The organism is Armatimonadota bacterium (assembly GCA_031459855.1).
Taxonomy (GTDB): domain Bacteria; phylum Sysuimicrobiota; class Sysuimicrobiia; order Sysuimicrobiales; family Humicultoraceae; genus Fervidifonticultor; species Fervidifonticultor primus.
The window spans coordinates 1,618,682-1,643,658 of sequence record JAVKHP010000001.1; the positions used below are offsets into that span (position 1 = coordinate 1,618,682).

Sequence of the window (24,977 nt, forward strand, 5' to 3'; positions counted from 1 at the left end):
TTCGTCGTGGTAACTTGTTTGCATACTACTACACCGAAGAAGGCATTCCTGCACCACGCAGGTTCCTCTACCCGGGCGTTCCCCGGCAGACCATGGACGTGCCGCCGGCGCGCCGGCAGCCGCAGGAGACCCCAGGTGCCGAGGTGAAGCCATCGACGACAACGCTCGAGGTGATCTCGCCATGCCACACAGCCGTTCGATCGTCGTCGCCCGCCGCGGTATGGTCGCGTCGGGCCATCCCCTGGCGTCGGCCGCGGGCTTGCAGGTCCTGGCGGCGGGAGGCAACGCCTTCGACGCGGCCGTGGCCGTGGCGGGGGTCCTGGGCGTGGCGCAACCGATGATGAGCGGCGTGGGCGGCGACACGTTCATGGTGGTCTTCAGCCGCCGCGAGAACCGGGTATGGGCGATGAACGCCAGCGGCCCTGCTCCGGCCGGCGCGACGCGCGACTTCTTCATAACGCGGGGGTACACGAAGATGCCGCTGCGGGGGATGCTCTCGCCCTCGGTGCCCGGCGCGGTGAAGGCCATGGAAGTCTGCCTGCAGCGCTGGGGGAGCGGCAGGTTCACGTTGGGCAAACTCCTGGAGCCAGCGATCCGGTATGCCGAGGAGGGTGTGCCCGTCGCGCGGCGGGTCGCCCACTGGATCCGCGAGGCCGAGCCGGTCCTGGCGCAGTATCCCTCCTCGGCCAGGATCTTCCTGCCCGACGGACGACCGCCCCAGGAGGGCGACGTGCTGGTCCAGCGCGACCTGGGCAGGACGTTGCGGCAGATCGCCGATGGCGGTGCCGACGCGTTCTACAACGGGCCCATCGCCCGCGCGATCGGCGAGTACAGCCAGACCCACGGCGGGCTGCTCTCGGCCGACGACCTGGCCGGCTACGACGTCGAGGTGACCGACCCCGTCTCGACGACCTACCGCGGGGTCACGGTGTACACCACGCCCCCGCCGTCCCAGGGGTTCCTCCTGCTGGAGATGCTGAACATCCTCGAAGAGATGCCGCCGGTGCCGTGGGGTTCGGCCGACTGGGTGCACCGCGGCGTGGAGGCCAAGAAGCTCGCGTTCGCCGACCGGCTGGCCTATGTGGGAGATCCCCGTTTCGTGACGAACCCGCTGGGTGTCCTGCTCAGCAAGGACTACGCCGCGCGGCGGCGGCGCGACCTCGACATGACCCGTGCGGCCGACGTGCCGGCGGGCGGGCTCACCGAGGTGACCGGCGACACCACGTTCTTCTGCACGGCCGACGTCGAGGGCAACATGGTGGCGTACATCACGAGCCTCTCGGCATCGTTCGGATGCGGCGAGGTGGTCGAAGGCACCGGCATCATGCTCAACAACCGCGCCGGTCGCGGCTTCTCCCTGGAGGCGGGTCACCCCAACTGCATCGCGCCCGGCAAGCGCACGATGCACACGCTCTGCCCCTACCTGGCCACCCGGGACGGGGCCCCATGGCTGGTCTGGGGCACGCCGGGCGGCGACGCGCAGCCCCAGTGGAACCTGCAGATCTTCCAGAACCTGGTGGACGCGGGGATGGAGCTCCAGGCCGCGATCGAGGCGCCCCGGTGGCACAGCTTCCCGGGCACCGATCCGGCCACCGTGGAGCAGCCGTTCGAGCTGCGCATCGAGGAGGGCTATCCGGCCGAGACGCTGACCGAACTCGCGCGCCGCGGCCACCGGCTCAAGCCGATGGGCGAGATGGAAGGCGGTGGCGGCGCGCAGGCGATCGTGGCCGACCGCGTACGCGGCATCTACCTGGGAGCCTCGGACCCGCGCGTGGACGGCTGCGCGATCGGCCTGTAGCCCCGAGCGGCAGGAGCGCCGGCGCCGGGATTTTGGCGGCCCGCGTACACGGCAGCCGGACGGACACCCGGTGCATGGGAGAGGTCGGCGCCGGACCCCGGCGGCGGTCTGCGGCCGATTACGGGCGGACGACCCCGAACGGACGACCCGCGGGGAACAGCTCGATCCACACCGGTCCCCGGGGCACGCTGACCGGCGCGCCGCCGGCCAGCGCGAGGCGGAGAGGACCGCCGGCGGGGCGGCTCCACGTGCCTTCGTGCAGCCGACCGCGGGTGACGACCGCCAGGCGGCCGCCGCCGACGAGGTCGAGGTGGCTGCTGGGACCGCCGCGGTCGTCCGTCTGCCACCAGCGGACCACGGCGACGAGGATCGCGGTGGCCGCCACGGGCTGCCCGTCGCTGTCGAGGTGGGGCTGCCCGTCCTGTTCGCGGAAGTAGATCGCGCGGGCGGGATCGTAGCGGTAGGTCACGGCGTACCGCGGGGCGTAGTCGAGCACCACCGCAGGGGCCTCGGCACCGCCCGGGGGGCCATCGCCGAACTGGTAGGGCACGCCGCGGGGCTGCACGTGCGGGTGGCGTTGCCGCGCAACCTCTTGCAGGCTGTCCAGACGCGCGTACAGGTTGTGGGGCGCCCGGCGCGCGGGATCGCGCCAGAACGGACCGGCGGTCCAGAACTCGTTGATGACCGGGAGGCGTTCGCGGGTGATGCGCGCCCGGGCCTCGGCGCTGTAGCCCGCGTGGACCGTGATGGCGCCCAGGTCGGCGGCGAGGTCGAGCATGAAGGCCCGGACGCTGCGGATCGGGCCGACCGCCGACGGCGTCGCGTCGCAGAACGCCGCCAGGAACCGCGTGATGAGCGCCTCGGTGGGCATGGCGAAGACCAGGCACGCCTCGGCCAGACCGGCCTGCGGGCGCGCCTCCGGGGTGTTCTCGACGACGACGAGCAGCGGGGCTGCGCCGTCTTCGCCCGGCCAGAACGTCTGGCGGGCCCGCGGCATGGGCAGCGACGGCTCGCGCAGCGCCACGCGGATCTCGTCGCGCGGGGCGGCCAGCCAGGCGACCAGGGCGGCCAGTATGGCAGCGCCTGCCAGGGTCACCGCGGCCACAAGCCAGCGTTGTCGGGAGCGCATCGGTGGGTACCATTATAGCGGCGCGACGTGGAGGTGGAGCATGATCACAGCACGCACGGAACGCACCCTCGTCTTCCTCAAGCCCGACGGCGTGCGGCGCGGGCTGGTGGGGGAGGTGCTGCGGCGATTCGAGCGGATCGGCCTGCGGATCGTCGGGCTGAAGATGCTGCGGGCGTCGCGCGACCTGCTGGAGCGGCACTACCCCGCCGACGAGGGGTTCCTGCGGACCATCGGGGGCAAGACGCGGGAAGCGTTCGAGGCGGCGGGCCTCGACGTGCGCCAGGAAGCCGGCACCGACGATCCGCTCGAGATCGGCCGCCGCGTGCGGCAGTGGCTGATCGAGTTCGTGGCCTCGGGGCCCGTGGTGGCCATGGTGCTCGAGGGGACGCACGCGGTCTCGGTGGTGCGCAAGGTGGTGGGCGACACCCTGCCCTATCGGGCAGCGCCGGGCACGATCCGCGGCGACTACTCGGCCGACTCGCCGACGGTGGCCAACCTCCAGAAGCGGCCGGTGCGCAACCTCGTGCACGCCTCGGGGTCGCTGGAAGAGGCGGCGTTCGAGATCGGCCTGTGGTTTGCGCCCAGCGAGCTCCACGACTACACCCGCGTCGACGAGGACCTGATCCTGGGATAGCCCGGGCCGGTGCGTCGGTGTGGCATGCGCAGGGGCGACGACGTGCGCGGGCGCCGATTATCCGATGGACGGGCCGACTGCGGGCAGCACTTCTCCCAGCACCCATCCGCTGGCCGCCAGCACGTTGCCCACCCGCGGGGGCACCGGAAGCACCTCACGATCGGTGGCCGCAGGGAGGGTGAGGTCGGGGGCCACCCCGAGGCGCATCCACCAGAAGGCGGCATCGGTGGCGGTGTTGACGAGTTCACGGGCCTCCACCACGCGGCCGACCACCAGGGCGGTGGCCTCCATGTCGTCCGCGGCCTCCTCCACGTCGAAGTGGGCGCTCGACGACACCGACGGCAGCGGTGGCCGGTACTCGCGCTCCCTGACGGTCGCGTAGGCACCCTCGGTGGGGTAGAGGGTCGCCTCGTGCAGCAGCAGGATGAGGCGCACTACCACCACCGCGCCCTCGCGTAGCCGCCCCGCCACCAGGGCGTAGTTCACGACGTCCACCCGCATCGGAAACGCCCCGGAGAAGGGCTCGTCGTCCTCGCTGGGGTTCAGCCAGCCGTCCACCCAGCCCTCCAGGCCGCGCTCGTCGGAGACGCCGCTACCAGTGACGGCCAGGCGGTAGGCGTCGTCGGTGGCAAAGAACGGCGTGGCGCTGACCACCTCGCCGGCCGCGTCCGCCAGGGCCCAGATCTCGGGACCGCCCCCCGGCGCCCAGCGAAACAGAGCATGGCCATCGGCGCTGCCCACGCGCTGGCCGGCAGCGACGGCCCGCTGCCCCAGCCGCCAGTAGTCGCGCATCTCGCGCACCGGGAAGCCCACGGCGTGAAAGTGGCTCGACATCCTCTCCGCTCGCCTCCGCAGATCCGGCGGCAGGGCCTCCCGCTGCAGGAGGGACGCCAGGACCGCCGGAAAGCGACCAAGGGCGGATTCCACGCGCCCAGGAGGCGTCCCTGTGACGACGACCTTCCCCCCGGGGTTCCGGTGGGGGGTGGCCACCAGCGCCTACCAGTTCGAGGGCGACAACACCGCCGCCGACTGGTGGGTCTGGGAGCAGCGGGGCCGCATTCGCGACGGCAGCCGGTCCGGCCGGGCGTGCGACTGGTGGCGTGCGGCCGAGCGGGACTTCGACCTGATCGCGAGCCTGCACCTGAACGCGGTGCGCCTGTCGGTGGAGTGGAGCCGTCTGGAGCCTTCCCCCGGCCGGTGGGACGAAGCGGCGATGGCCCGCTACCTGGTCATGCTGCGTGGCCTGCGCGACCGCGGGCTCGAGCCCATGGTCACCCTCAACCACTTCACGCTCCCGCAGTGGGTGGCCGCGCGCGGCGGATGGGCCTGGCGCGGGATCGTCGAGGCGTTCGCGGCGTTCGTCGGCCGCGTCGTGGCGGCGGTCGGGGAGCTGGTCGACCGCTGGGTCACCCTCAACGAGCCTATGGGCTACCTGCTGAGCGCCTACCTGCTGGGCCAGTTTCCGCCCGGACGCAGGAACCCTGCGGCGTTCGTGCGGGCGCTGCGCCACTCGCTGCAGGCGCACGCCGCCGCCTACCGGACCGTGCACGCCGCCAGGCCCGCCGCGCAGGTCGGCCTGGCGGCCTACCTGCGACCGGTCGACCCTGCCCGTCCCCGGGGCGTCGAGGCGGCGCTGGCCGCACGCCTGGACTACGCGTTCAACTGGCTGTACCTCGATGCGCTGCGCCGGCAGGTCGACTCGGGCCGCCCGCGGCCGGCTCAGGACGGTGTCGGCCTTTTGGACTTCCTGGGAGTCAACTACTACACGCGCACGCTCCTGCGGCTGGACCTCCGGCGCCCGCAGACGCTGTTCGTACGCGCCGCGCCTCCCCAGGGGGCGGACCTGGCGGACAGGGGGTTCGGCGAGATGTACCCCGACGGGTTGCTGGCGGTGCTGCGCCGTGCCCGCGGCTACGCCGTTCCGCTCTACGTGACCGAGAACGGCCTGCCCGACGCCGCCGACCGGCTGCGACCGCGGTTCATCGTCGAGCACCTGCGGCGCCTGGCCCAGGCCATCGCCGAGGGCTGTCCGGTGCGCGGGTACTACCATTGGTCGATCGTCGACAACTTCGAGTGGAACGACGGGTGGAGCCTGCGCTTCGGGCTGTACGCGCTGGACGAGCGCACGCAGGCGCGCACCGCGCGGCCCAGCGCGGCCCTCTACGCCGCCATCGCCCGGGCGAACGCGCTCCCCTGACCCGGCGCCACACCGGGTTGCGGCCGGTCCCGCCGATCGAGTACGGACGGGCCCTCTCGCCCTACCGGTGGATCCGACGCCACGCCGCGTTGCGGTCGGTTGCGCCCGCACGGCCCGGGCCGTCTCGCCCGCACGGCCCGGGCCGTCCGAGCCCTGTTACAATGCAGGTGGTGGGAGCATGAGCACGACCGCCTCGCCGCCTGCCGCCACCGCCGCGCTGGCGGCTGTGCTCGACGCCAGGACGGCGGAAGGTGTGCTCTACGAGCGCCTGGCCGCCGGCAAGGTGCGCTGCCTGGCCTGCGGGCACCGGTGCGTCATCTTCCCCGGACACCGCGGCATCTGCCAGGTGCGCTTCAATGCCGATGGTGCGCTGCGGGTGCCGTGGGGGTACGTCGCCGCGCTCCAGTGCGATCCCACAGAGAAGAAGCCGTTCTTCCACGTGCTGCCGGGGTCCCAGACGCTGACCTTCGGGATGTTGGGCTGCGACCTGCACTGCCCCTACTGCCAGAACTTCGTCACCTCCCAGGCGTTGCGGGACCCCATGGCGGGCGCGCCACCGCAGGACGTCACGCCCGAGCTGCTGGTGGACCTGGCGCTGCGCCATGGCGCCCGGCTGGTCGGTAGCTCCTACAACGAGCCGCTGATCACCGCCGAGTGGGCGGTGGCCGTCTTCCGCAAGGCGAAGGAGGCCGGTCTGCGCACCTGCTTCGTCAGCAACGGGAACGCGACCCGCGAGGTGCTGACGTTCCTGCGGCCCTGGTGCGACTGCTACAAGATCGACCTGAAATCGATGAACCCGAAGAACTACCGGTACCTGGGCGGGGTGCTCGACCGCGTCCTGGAGGCCATCAAGATGGTGCACGCCATGGGCTTCTGGCTCGAGGTCGTGACCCTGGTCGTCCCGGGATGGAACGACAGCGACGCGGAGCTGCGTGAGGCGGCGGAGTTCATCGCGGCGGTCTCCCCGGACATTCCCTGGCACGTCACGGCGTTCCACCCCGACTACAAGATGACCGACTACGCTGCCACGCAGGCGGCCACGCTGGTGCGCGCGGCCCGCCACGGGCAGGCCGCGGGCCTGCGCTACGTCTACGCGGGCAACCTGCCCGGCCGGGTCGGCCCCTACGAGCACACCTTCTGTCCCGGGTGCCGGACGCTGCTGGTGGAACGGGTGGGCTACCAGGTCCGCCAAAATCGCCTGGCTGCCACCGGCGGGCGGTGTCCGGCGTGCAGCATGGAGATCCCCGGGATCTGGTGCTGAAGGCCACGTTGCGGCCCGTACCGGTGCGTCCGGCAGACCGAAGGTCTGCGGGCCTCCAGGCTCCTGGAACGTGCGGGCTTCTTGGCTCGGGCGTTCACCAAAGATTCACGAGGCGTTCACCCTGGGTCCACCCGCTGGCCGTATGGTGGATGGAGAGGGTCTGCTACGGGATGGCCTCGCCGCCATGGGACAGGAGGGATGGGCGATGACAGGTCGAGATGTAGCGGTGGTGCTGCTGGTCGTGCTGGGCGTCCTGGTCCTGCTGCCTGCGCTTGGCTGGATCGGCATGATGGGTGGGTGGATGGGCCCGGGCATGATGGGGCCGGGCATGATGGGCGGTTGGGGCGGCCGGTGGGGCGGCGGATGGGGCATGCCGCTCCTGGGCCTCGTGTTCTGGGCGCTGATCGTGACCGGCATCGTGGTGGGTGTGGTGGCGCTCGTGCGGCGTCCGGCCCAAGGTGCCGGCGTGACCGGCGCGGTCCCGTCGGCCCCCGCCGGGTCGCAGACAACGGAGACGCCCCTGGCGATCCTCAAGCGCCGGCTGGCCAGCGGCGAGATCACCCGCGAGGAGTACGAGGCCTTGAAGAAGGAAATCGCGTCGTCCTGACGATGGCGCGCACCATCCTGGTCGTCGACGACGAGCCGGAGATCACCGCGATCCTGCGGCGCTACCTGGAGCAGGACGGGTACCGCGTGGTGGAAGCGCGCGACGGTCGGCAGGCTCTCGAGGCGTTCCGACGTGAGCGGCCACATCTGGTGGTGCTCGACCTGATGCTCCCCGAGATCGACGGCTGGGAAGTCGCCCGCCAGATCCGGGCTGCGGGGAACACGCCCATCATCATGCTGACGGCGCGCAGCGAGGAGACCGACCGGCTGGTGGGGCTGGGGCTTGGCGCTGACGACTACGTCGTCAAGCCCTTCAGCCCCCGCGAAGTGGCTGCCCGCGTGCGCGCGGTGCTGCGGCGCGCGACCGGCGAGGTGCCGGCCGAGGTGCTGGCCGTCGGCGACCTGGAGATCGACACAGGGCGCATGGAGGTGCGTCGCGGCGGCGAGACGATCACCCTGACGCCCACCGAGTTCCGGCTGCTGGCGGCGCTGGCGCGCGCTCCCGGCCGGGTGTTCACGCGCCTGCAGCTCATCGATCAGGTCTACGGGCACGCCTTCGAGGGCTACGACCGCACCATCGACGCCCACGTCAAGAACATCCGGCAGAAGCTCGAGCCCGACCCACGGCGGCCGCGCTACCTGCTGACGGTGCATGGGGCCGGATACCGCCTGGCGGATCGCCCTGGCGAGCGTCCGCCGTGACCTCACGCCGATGGCGGGCGCACGGTGCCAGCGCGGCGACACAGCGGTGGTCCGTGGAAGACCAATGAGCGCCCTGCGCCGGCCGCGGGCGCTCGATGCCGGGCGACGCCTCACCTGTGGCGGCCGCCCCAGGCTGTGTGGCCGTTGGAGCCGTTAGAGGCGGCCCGACGCGGAACTTCCGCGTGCACGTGCGGTGCGCCCCAGGCTGTGTGGTCGTTGGAGCCGTTAGAGGAGGCCGCGTGAGCCTGCAGCGCAGGTTGATTCTGGCCTTCGTGGCGGTGGCCGTACTCTCGGTGGCCTGCGTGGCCGCCATCACGAGCCGGGCTACCCGGACCGAGTTCCAGCGCTACCTGTTCGGCCCGCCGCGGGCCGGCCCCGGCGCGGGCATGCCCCACGCGCGCGACGCCGGCATGCAGGCGATGATGCGGCGCATGATGGGCGCCCCCGAGCTGCGGTTCCTGGCCGCGTTGCGGCGGGCGACGTGGCTGGCGGCGCTGGTGGGCGTGGTGGCCGCGGTGCTGCTGGGCATCGCCGTGACCCGCTACCTGACCGCGCCGCTGCGCCAGATGGCGGAGGCAGCGGGCCAGATCGGTCAGGGCCAGCTGGCGCAGCGGGTAACAGTACCCGCCGATGACGAGCTGGGGGCCCTTGCGCGCGCCTTCAACGCCATGGCCGCCAACCTGCAGCGGCTGGAAGAGAGTCGGCGACAGCTGGGCGCCGACATCGCCCACGAGCTGCGCACGCCCTTGTCGGTGCTGCAGGCCAACCTGGAGGGGATGCTGGACGGCGTGGTGGCGCCGTCGCCGGAGCGGCTGGCCGCCCTGCACGGGCAGGTCCGTCTGCTGTCACGGCTCGTGGACGACCTGCGCGACCTCTCCCTGGCGCAGGCCGGGCAGCTGCCGCTGCACCGTCGGCCGACCGACCTGGCGGCGCTGGCGGCGGAGGCGGTGGCCGCCGTTGCAGCAGCGGCCGAGGAGAAGCAGATCCACGTGGACTCCCGCGTGGCAGGGCCGGTGTCGCCGGTGTCGGTGGACCGCGAGCGTGTCCTGCAGATGTTGCACAACCTGCTCCACAACGCATTGCGACACACGCCACGCGGCGGCCGGGTGACGGTGGGGGTCGACGCGGGTCCCGGGCGGGTGCAGCTGTGGGTGCAGGACACAGGGCCCGGCATTCCGCCCGAGGACCTCGAGCGCATTTTCGAGCGGTTCGTCCGGCTCGACGCCTCACGCACGCGGGCGACCGGGGGCAGTGGCCTGGGGCTGGCGATCGTCCGGGCGCTGGCCGAGGCCCATGGCGGCACGGTCACCGCCACCAGCGCGCCGGGCCAGGGCAGCCGGTTCACGATCACGCTGCCCGTCGTGACAGGCGATGCAAGCGCCGCCGGCCCCGCGCAGGACGGCGCGGACGTCTCGTAGCCCTACGCCGGCGCCAGCACGTGTTCCAGCAGGACGACCCGGTCCGCCACCGCGTCGTAATGCGGCCAGGCGGTGCTCAGGATCACCTGCCGTTCCTTCGCGGCGGCCACCAGCAGCGGCAGCATCGCCCGGCGGCGTGCCTCGTCCAGGTGCGCGAACGGCTCGTCCAGGAAGAGCGGCGGCCGTCGGTCGCCCGTCATCACGTCCAGCAGGGCCAGGCGTAGGCAGAAGTAGAGCTGGTCGGCCGTTCCCTGCCCCAGGTCCGCCGGGTCGCGCCAGCCGTCCTGTGCGTGTACCACCGGGCGGAGAGTCCGATCGTCGATCGCGACCCGGGTGAGGGCGCCGCCCGTGGCGGTCGCCAGGTAGGCCGACGCGCGGCGCTCCAGCACCTGCCGGGCGGGGTAGACCGAGTGCGCGCGGGCTTCCTCGAGCATGCGCAGCGTCAGCGCCGCGACCTGGAGTGCCCGTCGGTCGCGGGCGGCGCGCGCCTCGAGCACGGCGATCGCCTCTTCCAGGCTCGCAGCCTCCTCGGCCCGGCCGCGCGCCTCCTCGATGGCGGCCTCCAGGCGCGCGCGACGCTCGCGCAGCTCCTGGAGATCGGCGTCCAGCCGGCGGACCTGGTGCTCGACGTCGTCGGGGGAGGCGGCCGCACCGCGCGCGGGAGCCGGGATCGCCTCCAGCGCGGCGCGTATGCCCGCCAGGTCCTGCGCCAGCGCCTCCAGGCGCCGCTCGAGCGCTGCCTTTGGGTCTGGGCCCCACACCGCGCGCAGTGCTGCCCGCAGCTCCTCGCGCTCGCGCAGCTGCTCCATGTAACTTGAGAACCGCTGCTCCACGTCTTCCAGGCTGGCGCTGCCGATGGCCTGCAGGCGCGCCGTCACGGCCGCCTCGGCCTCGGCGAGCTGGCCCTGCAGGACGTCGACGCGTCGGCGAAGGTCGAGCACGCGCTGTTCCTGCTGCCGGTAGTCGGTACCCGTCTCGACGATGCGTCCCCGGTAGCGCATCCCCGTGACGGTGACGCCGCCGGCGGCAGCCAGCACGAGCCAACCCAGCCAGTGCTGCAGCGCGGCGACGATGCCGGCGCCGCCCACCACGCCGATCGCCCCCGCCGTAACCAGCGCCCACCCTCTGGCGCCCAGCTGGCGGACGGCGTGGTGCGCCGTGGCCAGCCGCTCCAGCACGCGTTCCTCCCGGGCCGCCTGGTCGCGGGCCGTGGCCAGGTGCTGCTGCACCTGGAGGTACTGCCGCCGCGCCTGGAACAGGCTGGCGACCAGCGCCTCCTGATGCGCGGAGAACGCGGCCAGGGCGGCATCCAACTCGGCCAGGCGCCGGAGCTGGTCCTCGACGCGGGCCAGCTGCGCGCGCACGTCCGCGGCTTCGCGGGCGAGCGCCTCCTCCCGCTCCTTGAGCTCGACAGTCTGGCGGAGTGCGCGCAGCAGCGCCGTCTGGGCTGCCAGCTCGCGCTCGGTGGCCGCGGTGCGCTGCGCCAGATCGTCGAGCTCGAGCTGGTGGCGTCGCAGGCGCTCGTCCTGCTGGCGCAGCGCGGCCAGCTGGGCCCGCAACTCGGCGACGCGCGCGGCGGCGCCGTGCGGCCCGTGCAGGGCAGCAGTGAGCCGGCTGCGCTGCTCGCCCACCAACTGCATCGCCTCCTGCAGCCGCGCAGTACCCGCGCCGGCGAGCACCCGGGAGAGGTGGGTGGCCAACAGCCGACGGTCGTCGGTGATCCGCGCCAGGCCGGCGTGCCCCACGAACGCCACCGCCCGGTAGGCGGCCTCGGGGGAGATGCCGATCCAGTCCACCAGGCGTCGGTGCACGTCGCGGGGTGCCTCGAGACGCTCCGCGCCGTCGGCGCGCTGCAGCAGGATCGTGTCGGCTTCCAGATCGCGGCGCAGCAGCCAGCGCGCGCCGTCGACCTCCAGGTCGATGGTGATCTCGCCGAGCCGGTCCTGGCCCCACGGCCGCAGCCGCTGGGCCTCCTCGGGACGCACCGGGTGACCGAACAGCCCGGCGAAGACCGCCTCCAGCACCGTCGTCTTGCCCGCGCCGTTGGGTCCGCGGACGACCGTGAGACCGGGTGCGAAGGTCGCGGTGTAGTCTGCAAACCGCCGGTACCGCCGCAGGCGCAGCTGTACGATCCTCACAGGGGCCTCCGTCCTTCCAGCTCTTTCTGCGACGTCCAGGCCGTCCGGTACCGGCCCCGCGCAGCCGGCTGCACGGTCGTCATGGGCCCTGCCGTCCTTCCAGCAGCGCCAGGCCCAGCCGTAGCGCCGCTGCTGCGATCCGACGCGCCTCGGGGTCGGGCGCACGCTCCAGCTCGCGGCGCGCTACCGTGAGGAAGGCGCTCGCTGCCGAGAGCTCGGGGAACCGGGTGGCGGCCGTCTCTGTGGCAGCCACCGTCGTCTCGTCCTCCAGGTCCAGCGCCAGGAACGCGTCGCGGGCGCCGGCCAGCGCGCGGTCGAGGTCGATCGGCTGGTCGGCGCGCAGGGCGCCGGTCAGGCGGACCACTGCCGCCAGGTCCGGGCTGCCCAGCGCCCGGATGGCCGCGACCAGGTCGTCGGTGTGAGCGTACGCTGCGGCGTCGAGCGTCAGACGCTGGAAACGGCGCCGGGCCACCGGCACGGGGATCACGTGCGCGTGGTCGTTGCAAAACTCCACCAGCACCGGTCCGCCGTCCCCTTCGACGGGCGCGACCAGCTCCGGGGCCCCCGGGAAGAGCGCGCGCACACGGTCCGAACCGACCTCCCGGCGCACGGGCGAGTTGCCCAACGCCAGGTAGTGAGCGCCGGAGGCGTCGATCAGCCTCCGCAGCAGGGCCAGCGCTTCGTCGCTCTCGGGCACCTCCAGGCAGGCCGCGCCTACCAGGTAGGGACGGCGCGGATAGCGTGCCAGGGCCGCGAGGAAGTCCGCCGACACCGGGGCAGCGCCCCACGAGATCCCCACGATCGTGATGGCGCCGTCGGCGACGTCTATGGCCCGAGGTGCCGCGGGAAAGACGGTGACGCGCTCGAGGTCGGCGAAGGCGCCCAGGGCGTAGGTGCGGTCGACCACGGGGTCGAGGGGACCCGCGGCGATGAGGACGGGGATGGCCCGGGCGGTGAAGCGCGCGAGCTGGTCCCGGGCGAACTGCAGGAGGTCCCGCGAGGGGACCGGCGTGCCAAACAGGTTTCCGGTGACGAGGACGGCTGCCGGCTGCAAGTCGATGCCGGCGTCCACGGCGCGCACGAAGGCCTCGCGGACCTGGCGTCGGTGCGCGGCGCCGGCCTCACCGAGGAAGGGGAACGCTGCGCCCAGCCGGACGTCGGCCAGGTGGTAGAGGGCCGGCCCGCAGCGGGGCCCGCCGAAGGCGGAAGGCGACGGACTCTGCGTCATGCGTGCGCTCCGATGAAGACATCTGGACGGTGCACGTCGGTCCGGCGCCTGACGCGCCCGCCGCTTCCGCAGAGGATTGTGCCCCAGATGGGGGAAAATCAGGCCGGCGCCGGGATGCCGAAGATGCGCCGGGCGTTCCCGGCCAGGATCGCCTCGCGGTCGGCGTCGCTCAGCCCCAGGCGGTCCAGCACCTCCAGCTGCTCGGCGAGGATCTGGGTCCGGTAGCCCGACCACCAGGTCGAGTCGGTGCCGAAGAGGATGCGCTGCGGGCCGAAGGTCCGCAGCGCATCGCGGAAGACCTGCTCGAGGGAGGGCTCGCCCGGGGTGTACAGCCGCCAGTTGTTGGTGCCCGAGGTGTCCACGCAGATGTTCTCGGTGTGGTAGGCCAGGAACAGCGTCTCCCGCAAGAAGCCCGCGCCGAAGTGGGCGATCACGAAGGTGATCTCGGGGAAGTCGCGGCCCGGCGCCGACAGCGCCAGCGGGTTGGCGTAGACGAGATCGTAGAAGGCGCCGACGGTGATCCCGAAGTGCACGATGATGGGCAGCCCGCACTCGGCCGCGGCTTCGTAGACCGGGTAGAAGAGGCGGTCGTTGAGGTGGGCCTTGTACTGGGGCGCGTACAGCTTGAGCGCCCGCAGCCCCAGTGAGGGGAACCGTCGGACCGTGCGCGGCGCGTCGGGGTGCGTGGGGTCCAGCAGCGAGCCGCACCCGACCAGCCGGTCGGGCCGCACGCGACAGAACTCGGCCAGCTCGTCGTTGACCTCGCCCATGGCGATGAACACCCCGGCCTGGATGCCAGCGGCGTCGAACGCCTGCAGCCAGGTCGCCGCCTGCGCCGCCAGCGAGACGCCGTCCAGCTCGTCGATGCGGGCCTGGAACGACTGGCCGCGGACGCGGGCCCGCTCCCGCGCCGCCTGCCGCGTGGCCTGCGCGCGCTGCAGCGTCCGGCGCAGCATGCTGGCGGTCATGAGGTGGAGATGGGCGTCGACGATGCGCATCGATGTCGCTCCTCGAATCGGGCTGCGAGACACCGGGCGGCGGTTCAGTGGAGGATCTTCGACAGGAAGATCCTGGTCCGCTCCTCCCGCGGCTGGCTGAAGAAGACGTCGGGCGGCCCTTCCTCGACGATGACGCCCTGGTCCATGAAGACGATGCGGTCGGCGACCTCCCGGGCAAACCCCATCTCGTGGGTCACCACCACCATGGTCATGCCGGCTTCCCGCGCGAGCCCGCGCATGACGTCCAGCACCTCCTGGATCATCTCGGGGTCCAGGGCGGAGGTGGGTTCGTCGAAGAGCATGATCTTGGGCTGCATGGCCAGCGCCCGGGCGATGGCCACCCGCTGCTGTTGCCCGCCCGACAGCTGCGCCGGGTAGGCGCCCGCCTTCTCGGGAATCCCCACCTTGGCCAGCAGCTCCCGGGCCACCTGCTCGGCCTTGCGGCGCGGCCAGCGCCGCACGTGGATCGGGGCCAGGGTGATGTTCTCCAGCGCCGTCAGGTGGGGGAACAGGTTGAACGACTGGAAGACCATGCCGACCTCGCTGCGCACCGCGTCGATGTTGCGCAGGTCGTCGGTGAGCTCGATGCCGTCGACGACGATACGGCCGCGGTCGTGGCGCTCCAGGCGGTTGATACAGCGGATCATGGTGGACTTGCCCGACCCCGAGGGGCCGCAGACCACCACCACCTCGCCCGGCCACACCGTCAGGTGAATGCCCCGCAGCACGTGCAGCCGGCCAAACCACTTGTGCACGTCCTCCAGCACGATCGCCGGTGGTCCGTCGCGCCGCGCCCCCGCCATCTCCGCTATCCCTCGCCCCTCTCGTGCTGCTGTCGCGTGCTGTCACATCCCGTGGCGCGTCCTGCTATGGCCTCCCGCCGGCCTCCGCCGTCTACCGCTCCCCCAGCCCCAGCCGGCGCTCCAGCACGCGGCTGGCGTGCGACATGGCGTACGAGAAGACGAAGTACACCACCAGGGCGAAGACGTACACCTCGCGCACGTCGTGCAGGTACTCGGTCAGGGCCAGCAGCGAGCGGCCCACGCCCAGCAGGTCGGACAGCCCGATGATGACCGTCAGCGACGTATCCTTGAACAGGCTGATGAACTGACCCACCAGCGCCGGGATCATGTTCTTGAACGCCTGGGGCAGCACCACCAGCCGCATCGTCTGCCACCCCGACAGCCCCAGCGCCCGCGCCGCTTCCACCTGGCCCCGGCCGACGGACTGGATGCCCGCCCGCATGATCTCGCCGACGTAGGCCGACGAGAAGATCGTCATGCCGATCATGGCGCGCATGACCCGCGGCACCGTCTCGCCCGACAGCAGGCTGACGAAGATCGAGAACCACAACAGCACCGTAATGAGCGGGATGCCGCGAATGCCCTCGATGTACGCCGTGCAGAACCACCGGATCGCGGGCAGCTGGCTGGTGCGGCCGATCCCCACCAGGACGCCGATGGGGAACGACGCCGAGATCGACACCGCGGCCAATAGCAGGGTCAGGTACAGGCCGCCGACCTGGTCGAGCCGGATCGGCGCGAACAGCCAGCCAACGGCCACGAACGTCCCCAGCCACAGGCCGGCCAGGGCCCGCGGCCCCACGCGCGCGGCGGCGCCGATGGCGGTGAGGCCCGCGGCCGCCACCACCAGCCCGCCGGCCCACCACGCCCGCCAGAGCTGTCCCAGCGGCAGGAGGCCCACGGCCCACAGGCGGACGTTGTGGGTGACCACTCCCCAGTGGGCGGCCACCGCCCACCGCCACAGCGCCGCAGCCGCCCAGACGACGACGCCCAGCGTCACCAGGGTGAGGACCGTGTTGGCCCACCCGTCGAAGAGGTTGCGCTGCGCCCATTCTGCAGCCGAGAGGCGGTGGCGCGGGGGCAGCGTCGCGGCGGGCGTGACCACGGCTACGCTCCCGGCAGCGCCAGGCGGGCGCGGACGGCGTTGAGCACGGCGGAGATCGTCAACGACATGGCCAGGTAGGCCAGGGTGACGAACGTGAACGTCTCCAGGGCGCGGAACGACTGGCTGGCGACGGTCATGGCAGACGTCAGCATGTCGGCGAAGCCGATCCCGATGGCCAGGCTGCTGTTCTTCGTGAGGTTGAGGAACTGGTTGCCCAGCGGCGGGATGACGATGCGCAGGGCCTGGGGCAGCACCACCAGACGCAGGGCGCGGCCGTAGGACAGGCCGAGGCTGCGCGCGGCCTCCATCTGCCCGCGGGGGATGGCCAGGATGCCGCCCCGGATGATCTCGCCGATGAACGCCGAGGTGTAGACCGCGAGGCCCACCACCAGGGCCGTGAACTCGCTGGTCAGCTGGAACCCGCCGTCGACGACCAGCCGGCCGAACCGCTCGGTGAGCGTCCCGCCGATGGCCAGTCCCCGGTTGGTGAGGACCACCGTCCCCCCCAGCAGCACCAGGGGTGGGCTGTCAGGCGCCCCCGTGGGCAACTGGAGGAAGACGCCGAAGTACCAGAAGAACAGCTGGACCAGCAGCGGCGTGTTGCGCAGCACCTCCACGTAGGCGAGGGCCAGGCGCGCCACCAGCCAGTTGCGCGACAGGCGGGCGATCCCCACGGCCAGCCCCAGGGCGGTGGCGAGCGTGATGCCCGTCACGGCCACCGTCGCTGTGTTGACCAGCCCCGCGATCATGGCCTCGGCGTAGGAGTCCTCGGGCCCGTAGCGCTTGGGCCGCAGCCGCTCCAGGTCCAGGGTCCAGCCCAGCGCTGTCAGCTGGAACCCGGCGGGCTGCCGGAAGAACCCCCAGTCGAGCCGGATGTTCTGCCGCACCATGCTCCGCTCGACGGCCGCCTTGGCAGCCCACAGCAGCACGACCAGCACCGCGACGAACACGACCTGCGCCGCGATGCGCAGGACGCGGAGGTCGCGCCAGACGGGGGTCGCGCGGGCTGCGCGGCGCACGGCGGGGCGTGGGTGCAGGGGCGGCCATGGTGGGGGCGGCGCCTGCGGCGCCGCCCCCGGTGCCCTAGCGGAACGGGCGGCTGGTCATGGCCCCGCCGTCGCGCGCCAGCGCGTTGCGGGTCCCCTTGCGGGGGATGGCCGTGGCCTTGGTCGGCCCGAAGTAGCGGTTGTAGACTTCCCCGTAGTTCCCCACGGCGCGCACCGCCCGCATCACGGCCCCGTCACCGGCGGTGATCAGCGACTTGGCCACGGGATCCCGGTCGCCGATCTCGCGCAGCCGGCCCTCCGAGCCCGCGGTGATCTGCGTGATGCCCAGCTCTTCGGCCCCGATCAGGCCCCAGACCGTGTAGTTCACGGCGTCGGCCCAGCGCGAGTCGTTCTCCTGGTACATGGGCGCCAGGGGCTCGTCGCTGAACTCCTTGCCGACGACCATGAACTCGCGGGGGTTGGGCGCCGTGGCCCGGAACGCCGTGAGCTGGCTGGCGTCGGTGGTCCACACGTCGCACCGGCCCGCCACGAGCCCGTCGAACGCCTCCTTGGGCTGGGCGAACGTGATCAACTCGAACTTGAAGTTGCGCAGTCGCATCTGGTCGGTGATGTTGCGCTCGCTGGTGGTGCCGGTCTGGGTGCAGATGCGCGCGCCATTGAGGTCGGCCAGGTCGCGGATCTTGGAGCTGCTGCGGACCAGCAGGCGCTGCCCGTCGTAGAACGTGACGGGCCCGAAGTCCACCTGCGCGTCGCGGCTGAAGGTCTGGGTGGTCGTGCGGAAGACCACGTCCACCGACCCTGCCACCACGGCCGGGATGCGGTTGGCCGAGGTGAGCTGCACGAACTCCACCGACGGCACGTTGACGAACGCCGCCAGTGCCCGGCAGAAGTCGGCGTCGAAGCCCACCATCTCGCCGCTGCGCGGCTCGACGAAGCTGAAGCCGACCGTTGTCCCCGAGATGCCGCAGATCAGGCGCCCGCGGGCCCGTACTACGTCCAGGCGCGAACGCGGCGCCTGGGCCCAGGCCACGTACGAGAGCGCCGAGGCCACCAGCACGATCACCGCCACCGCCAGAACCAACATCCGTCGCATACCGCACCTCCCAGGGCGTGGACTGTCGCCGTGCGCGTCCGTCGGCCGTTGCGTCCCACCGGCGCCGTGCGGCACCCTGCGCCCGCGCGCCGCTCCCTGACACGCGACCCGGACCGTGGCGCGCGGGCACCCCGGCGGCGCACTGGTGGGGGAATTGCACGGCACGTAACCGCTTCCTGCTGGTGGGTCCGGGCCTGCGTCCGGTGCCGCATGACCGGTGCGTGGACGAGGCGCAGGCGGACCCCCTGGGGATGGCGGGAATCGGCGATGCGGTTCCGAGGATGCCGTAGGCTGCTCGGTGGCCTTGACGCCGCGCCGCCTACCCTGCTACCCTTCGTCTCGACGTCGAGGGGAGTAATCGGTGGCCGGCATGCGGCCACGGCGCGGTCGTCAGGACGGCGGGGTCCCCGCCCGGTCGCGCCCAGCGATGAGACCTCCGCACTGCGTCGGGCGCGGAGGCTTTTTCTTTGAGGGGCGGGCGCGGGCCCGCGGCAGGCGCGCACGCGCGACGCCGGCCCACGCCAGGCCTTCGACGCCCTGAGGAGGACGTCCGGTGTTCGAATCGGTCGGCACACCCTGGTTGTGGGGCGGGTTCACCCTGTTCGTGCTGGCGATGCTGGCCCTGGACCTGGGTGTCTTTCATCGCACCGCCCACGTCATCGGAACGCGCGAGGCGCTGGGCTGGAGCGTCTTCTGGATCGCCCTGGCGCTGGTGTTCAACGCCGGGGTGTTCCGGTGGTTCGGGCCGGAGCGCGGCCTGGAGTTCCTGACCGGCTACCTGATCGAGAAGGCACTCAGCGTCGACAACATCTTCGTCTTCCTGGTGATCTTCTCGTACTTCGCCGTGCCCGCCGCCTACCGGCACCGGGTGTTGTTCTGGGGCGTGCTGGGCGCCATCGTCTTCCGCGTGATCTTCATCGTGCTGGGCGCGGCGCTGCTGGCCGCGTTCCACTGGGTCATCTACGTCTTCGGGGGCCTGCTGGTGGTGACGGGCGTCAAGCTCCTGCGGGCGCCCGACCACGAGGTGCACCCCGAGCGCAACCCGGCGCTGCGCCTGGTGCGGCGGCTGCTGCCCGTCACCGCCACCTACGAGGGCCCGCGCTTCTTCGTGCGGCGCGAGGGGCGGTTGTACGCGACGCCGCTGCTGCTCGTGCTCGCCGTCGTGGAGGCCACCGACATCGTGTTCGCCATCGACTCGATCCCCGCGATCTTCGCCGTCACCGCCGACCCGTTCATCGTCTACACGTCCAACATCTTCGCCATCCTGGGACTGCGGGCGCTGTTCTTCCTGCTGGCCGGATTCATCGAGCGCTTCCACTACCTCAAGGTCGGTCTGGCCCTGGTGCTGGTGTTCGTCGGGACGAAGATGCTCGCCAGCGACGTGTACAAGATCCCCATCGGCGTCTCGCTGGCGGTCGTGGCGGGCCTGATCGGCGGGGCGGTGGTGTTCTCGCTCCGGCGGCCGCGGGCCACGGCAGCGGCGCCCGCGACCGGTGGAGTGCCAGGGCGAGCGCCGGGCCGGGGATCGGCTGCACCAGTCGAGGACGGGCTCCGGTGAGCCAGCCGAGCACGTCCATCTGCGACCTGCCCGCCGCCACGCTGGCGGCACAGCTGCGCGCGGGCGCGCTCTCGGCCGTGGAGGTGGTGGAGGCCCACCTGGCCCGCATCGCGCAGGTGGAGCCCCACGTGCAGGCCTGGGTGCACGTGGACGCGGCGGGCGCCCGGGCCGCCGCGCGTGCGCTCGACGACGAATACCGGACGGGCCGCGTACGCGGCCCGCTGCACGGCGTACCCGTGGCCCTCAAGGACATCTTCGACGCGGCAGGCCTGGTGACCACGTCGGGTGCCGCGCCCTTCGCGCACCGCCGACCCGAGGTCGACGCTCCGGCCGTGGCGGTGCTGCGAGCCGCCGGCGCGGTCGTCCTCGGCAAGACGACGACCACGGAGTTCGCCTACTCCGACCCGACCGAAACCCGCAACCCCTGGAACCTCGCCCACACGCCCGGCGGCTCGTCGGCGGGCTCGGCGGCGGCCGTGGCCGCGCGCATGGTGCCGCTGGCGCTGGGCTCCCAGACCATCGGCTCGACGCTGCGGCCAGCGGCGTACTGTGGCGTCGTGGGGTTCAAGCCCACCTACGGCCTCGTCAGCACCGAGGGCGTGACCCCGCTGGCGTGGAGTCTCGACCACGTGGGCATCTTCGGACGCACCGTCGAGGACGTGGTGCTGGTGCTCGCCGTGCTCACATCATCCGCTGCGGCGTCCGGTGCCGGCGTGAGGAGCGGCCGCGTCCCGGGCGCGCCCGGCGCGGCGGCGGGCCCCGCAGGCGGTCCCCGGGCGGATGCCCACGAGTCCGCCGGCGAGGAGGAGAGATCAGGCGGGGTGGAGTTTCCGCGGCTGGGCCTGCTTCGGGCGTTCTATGCCGGCATCGCCATGCCGGAAGTGACGGCCCACCTGGACGACGTGGCCGAGACGTTTGCCGGTGCCGGCGCCACGGTCGAGGAGGTCGCGCTGCCGCCCTCTGCCGCCGATCTCCTGGCCGCCGGGCAGCTGGTGCTGCGCGTCGAGGCCGCGGCCTATCACCGCGCGCAGTTCGAGCGCCACGCCGACGCGTACCGTCCCAAGATTCGCCGGCTCGTGGAAGACGGGCTGCGCGAGCGCGGGGTGGACTACGTGCTGGCCCAGCGGGTGCGCGCGCAGTTCCGCCAGGAGATGGCACCACTGTTTGCGCGCTTCGACGCCCTGCTGTTGCCCGTCGCCCCGGCCCCCGCGCCCCCGCGCAGCGAGGGGACGACCGGCGATCCGGTGCTGTGCGCGCCCTGGAGCTTCTGTGGGTTCCCGGCCATCGCGCTGCCCGCCGGCCTGTCGCGCGACGGCCTGCCGCTGGGGATCCAGCTCGTCGCCGGGCAGGCCGCCGAGGCGCACCTGCTGGACGTCGCGCGGTGGTGCGAGGCGCGGCTGGGGGTATCCGCGGCGCCGCCCCTTCAGGGCCGGTAGACGCCAGGAGGCGCTCGCGCGCCGAACTCGCGCCGAAGTGGGTGAGCCCCGCGGCTTCCGCGCGGGCAACGGGGAGCCTCCCCGGGTGTCGCGGCACCACCCGTCGGGTGCGGGAGGCAGCTGCGGACTTTCACGGGGAGCACAGACCCCACAGGCGCGCCGCCGCGGGCTCCGACAGCCTGCCGGTTCGATCTCAGGCGCCGCCCGGCGGCGCGGCCATCAGCGCCGAGCGGACGACGTCCTCGTAGCGCACGCTGCTGGGGTCGAACGCCTCGAGGTTTTCGATCAGCCGCTTGAACGTGGTGTCGAACGACGGCAGCGTCTTGCGCGCGCGGCCCAGCGGCGTCGTCCGCGCCAGGACGAAGGCCTTGACGTAGGGATGCCGCAGGCCCCGACGACGGAGCCTGGCCACGATGTCGTTGAGCACCTCGTCGGCTGCGCGTACCTGTGCGGCACGCTCCTCGCGGGTCCGCAACGCCGCGGGCAGGGGGAGCCTGAGGAAGCGGTCCACCCGCCGCAGGATCGGCGCGAACGCACCGCCGGCGAAGCGCCCGTCGCTCTCGTAACACAGCCCCAGCGTGATGTAGTGGGCGGCCTCGAACTGGAAGGCGTAGTCGTCCTCGGCCGCCCTGGGCGTCTCGGCGGCCAGCGCCCGGTACATGCCGATGACCTCCAGGGCCTTCTCCTTGAGGTTGTGGGCCTTCTCGGTGTTCAGCGCCAGAATCTGGTAGGCCACCATCAGGTCCGGGATGGCGATGGCCGGGACGAGTTCCCCCTGCAGTTTCTCCAGCGCCGCGCGCCGGTGGTTGCCGTTGGGTGTCCAGTAGACGCCGGGGCCCGGGGAGACGACCACGATGGGGTCGACGAAGCGGCGCAGTTTCCTGATGACCTCCTGGAGGCGCTTGACGTGGGTGGGCGAGAGACGGCGCTGGAACGGCGTCGGCGCTACCCGGTCCAGTGGCAACAGGCAGAACACCTGCCAGTGGTCGCCAAGCGGCTCCTGGTAGACCGCCAGCACGTGCCCGCCGTCAGCCTCGATCTGCTCGGCCAGGGCCCGCACCTGGCGCGGCGGCTCACGCTGCGGATACGTGGCCCACGGACTCATGGCGGCTCGCCGCCCCTGGGTCGGACGCCGGGCCTCCCGCCCCGGAGCGCGCCAGGGCCTGTCGGCGCGCGGAGCCCCGGCCGCAGGCGCCCGGTATGCCCGTCCACTGGAAGACCCACCGTCGGGACTATTCGGATCGCCGGCCCTGGGCTCCCTGCCGGCGGCGCGTCGTCACCGGAGCGCGCTGCGCCAGCACCCCGGGACCTGCGTCGCGCTCGGGTGGCCACGGGGACTGCCGCGGGCCGTCTGTTCGAGGCAGTGCGGAACCGTGCGATACGGTGGCCGCTAATATGGGTAAGAGGTTTTTGATCGAGCAGGTTTCCGGCTGGAGCCCGGAGGGAGGACGAACATGCAGGCCAACGGGCCAGGGCAGGGGCTGCAGTTCATCTACGTGCTGGCCCACGCCCTGGGACAGGTGATCGTGCGCGGCATCCAGACGATCGTGCCGCAGACGCCGATTCCGTCCGACCTGGTCGATCCCATCGGCCTGCTCGCGGTGCTGACGCTCTTCGTGCTGCTCGCGGGCGTCGCCCGGCGCATCGCCTGGATCATCGTCGTCGTCGGATGGGTCCTGATCGGCGTGCGGATCGCCCTGCTCCTGCTCGGGCGGTGACGTGCGCCGCAGGCGCGACAAGGTAGACGGTGCCGACCGTTCCTGCCGGCAGGAGCGCTCTGCTAGTATGGGGAGTACTCCACGCTTCTGGAGGTGACGGGCATGGCGACGGCTGGTTTCGGTGCGTACGCGCTGACGCTGCTGCGCGTGATCGTCGGCCTCACCTTCCTCCTGCACGGCCTGCCCAAATGGGGCAACCTGGGCGGCGTGGCCGGGTTCTTCGGGAACGTCGGGATCCCCGCGCCCTCCCTGATGGCCCCCTGGGTGGCGTTCCTCGAGACCGTGGGGGGCCTCGCGCTGATCGTCGGTGTGGCGACACGCTACGCCGGCGTGCTCTTGGCCATCGAGATGGTGGTGACCACCGTGGTGGTCAAATGGCCCCGAGTGGGTTTCATCGCTCCCCTCGACCGGCCGGGGGTCGGCGCCGAACTCGACCTCCTGCTGCTGGCAGGCGCGCTGGTGGTGGCGACCCTGGGCCCTGGCCGGCTGTCGGTGGAGGGCGACCTGCTCAAGCGACAGCTCTAGCCCCTGACCGCACGCTGACGCGCGGACGAAGCGTTGGCTGGCCGGGACCATCAGCAGGCACCTGACAGTGTGCGGTGCGACACGTACTGCGGGTGCGTAAAGGGAAGAGGCTCGTTGGCTCCGCGGGCAGGATTCGAACCTGCAACCCTCCGGTTAACAGCCGGACGCTCTACCGTTGAGCTACCGCGGACCGTACGGGCAGCACCTGCATTCTAGGCAGCACGCGCGCGGCGCGTCAAGGCAGCGAACCCGGGCAGGCGGGGCCTGCCGCGCCCACTGGCCGGACTGCCGTTCGCAGCCCCTCCCGTCCCGCGGTGGTGGGGTCGTCGATGTGTGACCCGCGGTCGGGGCCAGGGAACGGCGGTGGCGCCCAGAAGTTACACCCCGCGACGGTCGACCCGGCGGCCCGCGGAGGTGTGCACCTGGCGTCGCGTGCGGAACTGATCGTTGGCACCACGGTCGTCGTCACCACGGCCCTGGCGCTGGTGGGCCTGGTGCGGCTGCTGGCCGTCGTGGCCGAGGTGCTGGTCATCGTGCTGATCGCCGCCATTCTGGCCACGGGGCTGGCACCGCTGGTCGACCGCCTGGAGCGTCGGACCTGGAGTCGCCGGCGCTGGCGGCTGTCCCGCACGGCGGCGGCCGGGGTGGTGTACGTGGGCCTGCTGGCGCTGCTGGGGCTCGTCGGCAGCGTGCTGGTCACGCCGGTCGTGCGCGAGGCCACCGATCTCGCCGCGCGGGCACCGGAGCTCTACGGACAGCTGCAGACGATGATCGCGGACCTGCAGCGGCGCTACCCCTGGCTGCCCGACCTGACGGGGCTCGTCGAGCGACTGCCGGAAGAGGCCGGCCGCCTGACGGCGTACGTGGGCCGCGCCACCGGCGTCGCCTTCCGCGTCTTCGGGGCCGTCGTCTCCGCGGTGACCGTGCTCATCCTGAGCTTCTACATGCTGCTGGAAGGCCCGACGATCAAGGCCGCGTTCCTGCGCCTGTTCCCCCGCCGCAACCACCGGCAGCTCGAGGCGGTGCTCGCCGAGATCGGCCGCAAGTTCGGGGGCTGGCTGCGCGGGCAGCTGTTCCTGGGGCTGATCGTCGGGATGGCCGCGGGGGTGGGCACGGCGGCCCTGGGCCTGCCCTACGCGTTCCTGCTGGGGCTCGCCGCCGGGGTCACAGAGCTGATCCCGCTGGTGGGGCCGGTGCTCGGCGCGATCCCCGCGGTGTTCGTGGCCCTGTTCGGGCCGCCGTGGCGTCTGGTGGCGGTGGTCGTCCTGTTCGTGGTGATCCAGCAGGCGGAGAACCACTTCCTGGTGCCGCGGGTGACGCGGCAGACGGTGGGACTGTCGCCGGTGCTGACGCTGATCGCCATCATGGTGGGGACGAAGCTGATGGGCGTACTCGGGGCGCTGCTGGCGGTGCCGGTCGCCGCCGCGGTGCAGGTCGTGGCCGGCGAGCTGGTGCGCACGTACGGTCCAAACGGCTGACGGGCCGCGGCCCCGCGGCCCGCACGCCGCTGCTCGTCCCTGCCGCACGGTGGTACGCGTCGCCTTCCCTGCCCGGGGCGCGTCACCTCCGTGCCCGGTGCGCTTCGCCTCCCGTTCCCGGTGCGCGTCGCCTGGCGTGCTCGGG

At 72.4% G+C, this 24,977-nt stretch carries 22 protein-coding genes and 1 tRNA gene; 12 read left to right on the forward strand and 11 right to left on the reverse strand.

Annotated features, from left to right (window positions below):
- Positions 1–181 precede the first annotated feature (181 nt).
- Positions 182–1,798 (forward strand): gamma-glutamyltransferase, encoded by a 1,617-nt coding sequence (ggt, locus tag QN157_07380; GenBank protein MDR7555413.1) that lies wholly within the window; start codon positions 182–184, stop codon positions 1,796–1,798.
- Positions 1,799–1,916: 118 nt separating this feature from the next.
- Here ggt and QN157_07385 read toward each other — a convergent pair whose 3' ends face one another.
- Positions 1,917–2,894 (reverse strand): DUF3048 domain-containing protein, encoded by a 978-nt coding sequence (locus QN157_07385; protein MDR7555414.1) that lies wholly within the window; start codon positions 2,892–2,894, stop codon positions 1,917–1,919.
- Positions 2,895–2,967: 73 nt separating this feature from the next.
- Here QN157_07385 and QN157_07390 point away from each other — a divergent pair, with 73 nt between their 5' ends.
- Positions 2,968–3,561 (forward strand): nucleoside-diphosphate kinase, encoded by a 594-nt coding sequence (locus tag QN157_07390; GenBank protein MDR7555415.1) that lies wholly within the window; start codon positions 2,968–2,970, stop codon positions 3,559–3,561.
- Between the two features lie 57 nt (positions 3,562–3,618).
- Here QN157_07390 and QN157_07395 read toward each other — a convergent pair whose 3' ends face one another.
- A complete protein-coding gene (locus QN157_07395) occupies positions 3,619–4,395 on the reverse strand; it encodes a hypothetical protein (protein ID MDR7555416.1) in 777 nt (258 codons plus the stop codon).
- A gap of 112 nt (positions 4,396–4,507) precedes the next feature.
- Between QN157_07395 and QN157_07400 the strand changes: the two genes are divergently transcribed.
- The 5 genes from QN157_07400 to QN157_07420 all read left to right on the forward strand — a co-directional run bounded on the left by QN157_07400 (position 4,508) and on the right by QN157_07420 (position 9,745).
- Positions 4,508–5,758 carry a family 1 glycosylhydrolase gene (locus QN157_07400; GenBank protein ID MDR7555417.1) on the forward strand — a complete coding sequence of 417 codons (1,251 nt, stop codon included), beginning with the start codon at positions 4,508–4,510 and terminating at the stop codon, positions 5,756–5,758.
- A 178-nt stretch (positions 5,759–5,936) separates the two neighbouring features.
- Positions 5,937–7,019 (forward strand): AmmeMemoRadiSam system radical SAM enzyme, encoded by a 1,083-nt coding sequence (gene amrS / locus QN157_07405; GenBank protein ID MDR7555418.1) that lies wholly within the window; start codon positions 5,937–5,939, stop codon positions 7,017–7,019.
- A gap of 205 nt (positions 7,020–7,224) precedes the next feature.
- A complete protein-coding gene (locus tag QN157_07410; GenBank protein MDR7555419.1) occupies positions 7,225–7,626 on the forward strand; it encodes an SHOCT domain-containing protein in 402 nt (133 codons plus the stop codon).
- Between the two features lie 2 nt (positions 7,627–7,628).
- Positions 7,629–8,327 carry a response regulator transcription factor gene (locus QN157_07415; GenBank protein ID MDR7555420.1) on the forward strand — a complete coding sequence of 233 codons (699 nt, stop codon included), beginning with the start codon at positions 7,629–7,631 and terminating at the stop codon, positions 8,325–8,327.
- A 239-nt stretch (positions 8,328–8,566) separates the two neighbouring features.
- Complete coding sequence (locus tag QN157_07420; GenBank protein ID MDR7555421.1) at positions 8,567–9,745, forward strand: ATP-binding protein; 1,179 nt, start codon at positions 8,567–8,569, stop codon at positions 9,743–9,745.
- Between the two features lie 2 nt (positions 9,746–9,747).
- Here the strand turns inward: QN157_07420 and QN157_07425 are convergent, their stop codons facing one another.
- The 7 genes from QN157_07425 to QN157_07455 form a co-directional block, all read right to left on the reverse strand.
- The gene (locus tag QN157_07425; protein MDR7555422.1) at positions 9,748–11,883 is read right to left on the reverse strand and encodes an AAA family ATPase; all 2,136 of its coding nucleotides are present in this window, start codon (positions 11,881–11,883) and stop codon (positions 9,748–9,750) included.
- Positions 11,884–11,962: 79 nt separating this feature from the next.
- Positions 11,963–13,111: a hypothetical protein gene (locus QN157_07430; protein ID MDR7555423.1), complete on the reverse strand. Its 1,149-nt coding sequence runs from the start codon at positions 13,109–13,111 to the stop codon at positions 11,963–11,965.
- A gap of 98 nt (positions 13,112–13,209) precedes the next feature.
- The gene (locus QN157_07435) at positions 13,210–14,109 is read right to left on the reverse strand and encodes an amidohydrolase family protein (GenBank protein ID MDR7555424.1); all 900 of its coding nucleotides are present in this window, start codon (positions 14,107–14,109) and stop codon (positions 13,210–13,212) included.
- Positions 14,110–14,153: 44 nt separating this feature from the next.
- Positions 14,154–14,912, reverse strand: coding sequence for an amino acid ABC transporter ATP-binding protein (locus QN157_07440; protein MDR7555425.1), 759 nt, complete (start codon positions 14,910–14,912; stop codon positions 14,154–14,156).
- 91 nt (positions 14,913–15,003) lie between these two features.
- Positions 15,004–16,017: an amino acid ABC transporter permease gene (locus QN157_07445; protein ID MDR7555426.1), complete on the reverse strand. Its 1,014-nt coding sequence runs from the start codon at positions 16,015–16,017 to the stop codon at positions 15,004–15,006.
- 2 nt (positions 16,018–16,019) lie between these two features.
- Positions 16,020–17,036 carry an ABC transporter permease subunit gene (locus QN157_07450; GenBank protein ID MDR7555427.1) on the reverse strand — a complete coding sequence of 339 codons (1,017 nt, stop codon included), beginning with the start codon at positions 17,034–17,036 and terminating at the stop codon, positions 16,020–16,022.
- A gap of 64 nt (positions 17,037–17,100) precedes the next feature.
- On the reverse strand, positions 17,101–18,117 hold the full coding sequence (locus QN157_07455) for a transporter substrate-binding domain-containing protein (protein ID MDR7555428.1): 1,017 nt from the start codon (positions 18,115–18,117) through the stop codon (positions 17,101–17,103).
- Positions 18,118–18,670: 553 nt separating this feature from the next.
- On the opposite strand from QN157_07455, the gene QN157_07460 reads away from it, so the two are divergent.
- Both QN157_07460 and QN157_07465 read left to right on the forward strand, forming a co-directional pair.
- Entirely contained in the window at positions 18,671–19,675 is a 1,005-nt protein-coding gene (locus tag QN157_07460; GenBank protein ID MDR7555429.1) for a TerC family protein, read from the forward strand.
- Positions 19,672–21,111 (forward strand): amidase, encoded by a 1,440-nt coding sequence (locus QN157_07465; GenBank protein ID MDR7555430.1) that lies wholly within the window; start codon positions 19,672–19,674, stop codon positions 21,109–21,111. The genes QN157_07460 and QN157_07465 overlap by 4 nt, the downstream gene beginning before the upstream one ends.
- 193 nt (positions 21,112–21,304) lie before the next feature.
- On the opposite strand, the gene QN157_07470 is transcribed toward QN157_07465, so the two are convergent.
- On the reverse strand, positions 21,305–22,216 hold the full coding sequence (locus QN157_07470; GenBank protein ID MDR7555431.1) for a ParB N-terminal domain-containing protein: 912 nt from the start codon (positions 22,214–22,216) through the stop codon (positions 21,305–21,307).
- A 349-nt stretch (positions 22,217–22,565) separates the two neighbouring features.
- On the opposite strand from QN157_07470, the gene QN157_07475 reads away from it, so the two are divergent.
- Together QN157_07475 and QN157_07480 are read left to right on the forward strand one after the other, a co-directional pair.
- Positions 22,566–22,829, forward strand: a complete 264-nt coding sequence (locus tag QN157_07475) for a hypothetical protein (GenBank protein MDR7555432.1) — start codon at positions 22,566–22,568, stop codon at positions 22,827–22,829.
- Positions 22,830–22,931: 102 nt separating this feature from the next.
- Complete coding sequence (locus QN157_07480) at positions 22,932–23,354, forward strand: DoxX family protein (protein ID MDR7555433.1); 423 nt, start codon at positions 22,932–22,934, stop codon at positions 23,352–23,354.
- Positions 23,355–23,469: 115 nt separating this feature from the next.
- Here the strand turns inward: QN157_07480 and QN157_07485 are convergent.
- Positions 23,470–23,544: transfer RNA gene (locus QN157_07485), tRNA-Asn, on the reverse strand.
- Positions 23,545–23,683: 139 nt separating this feature from the next.
- Between QN157_07485 and QN157_07490 the strand changes: the two genes are divergently transcribed.
- Positions 23,684–24,832, forward strand: a complete 1,149-nt coding sequence (locus tag QN157_07490; protein ID MDR7555434.1) for an AI-2E family transporter — start codon at positions 23,684–23,686, stop codon at positions 24,830–24,832.
- Positions 24,833–24,977: the final 145 nt, after the last annotated feature.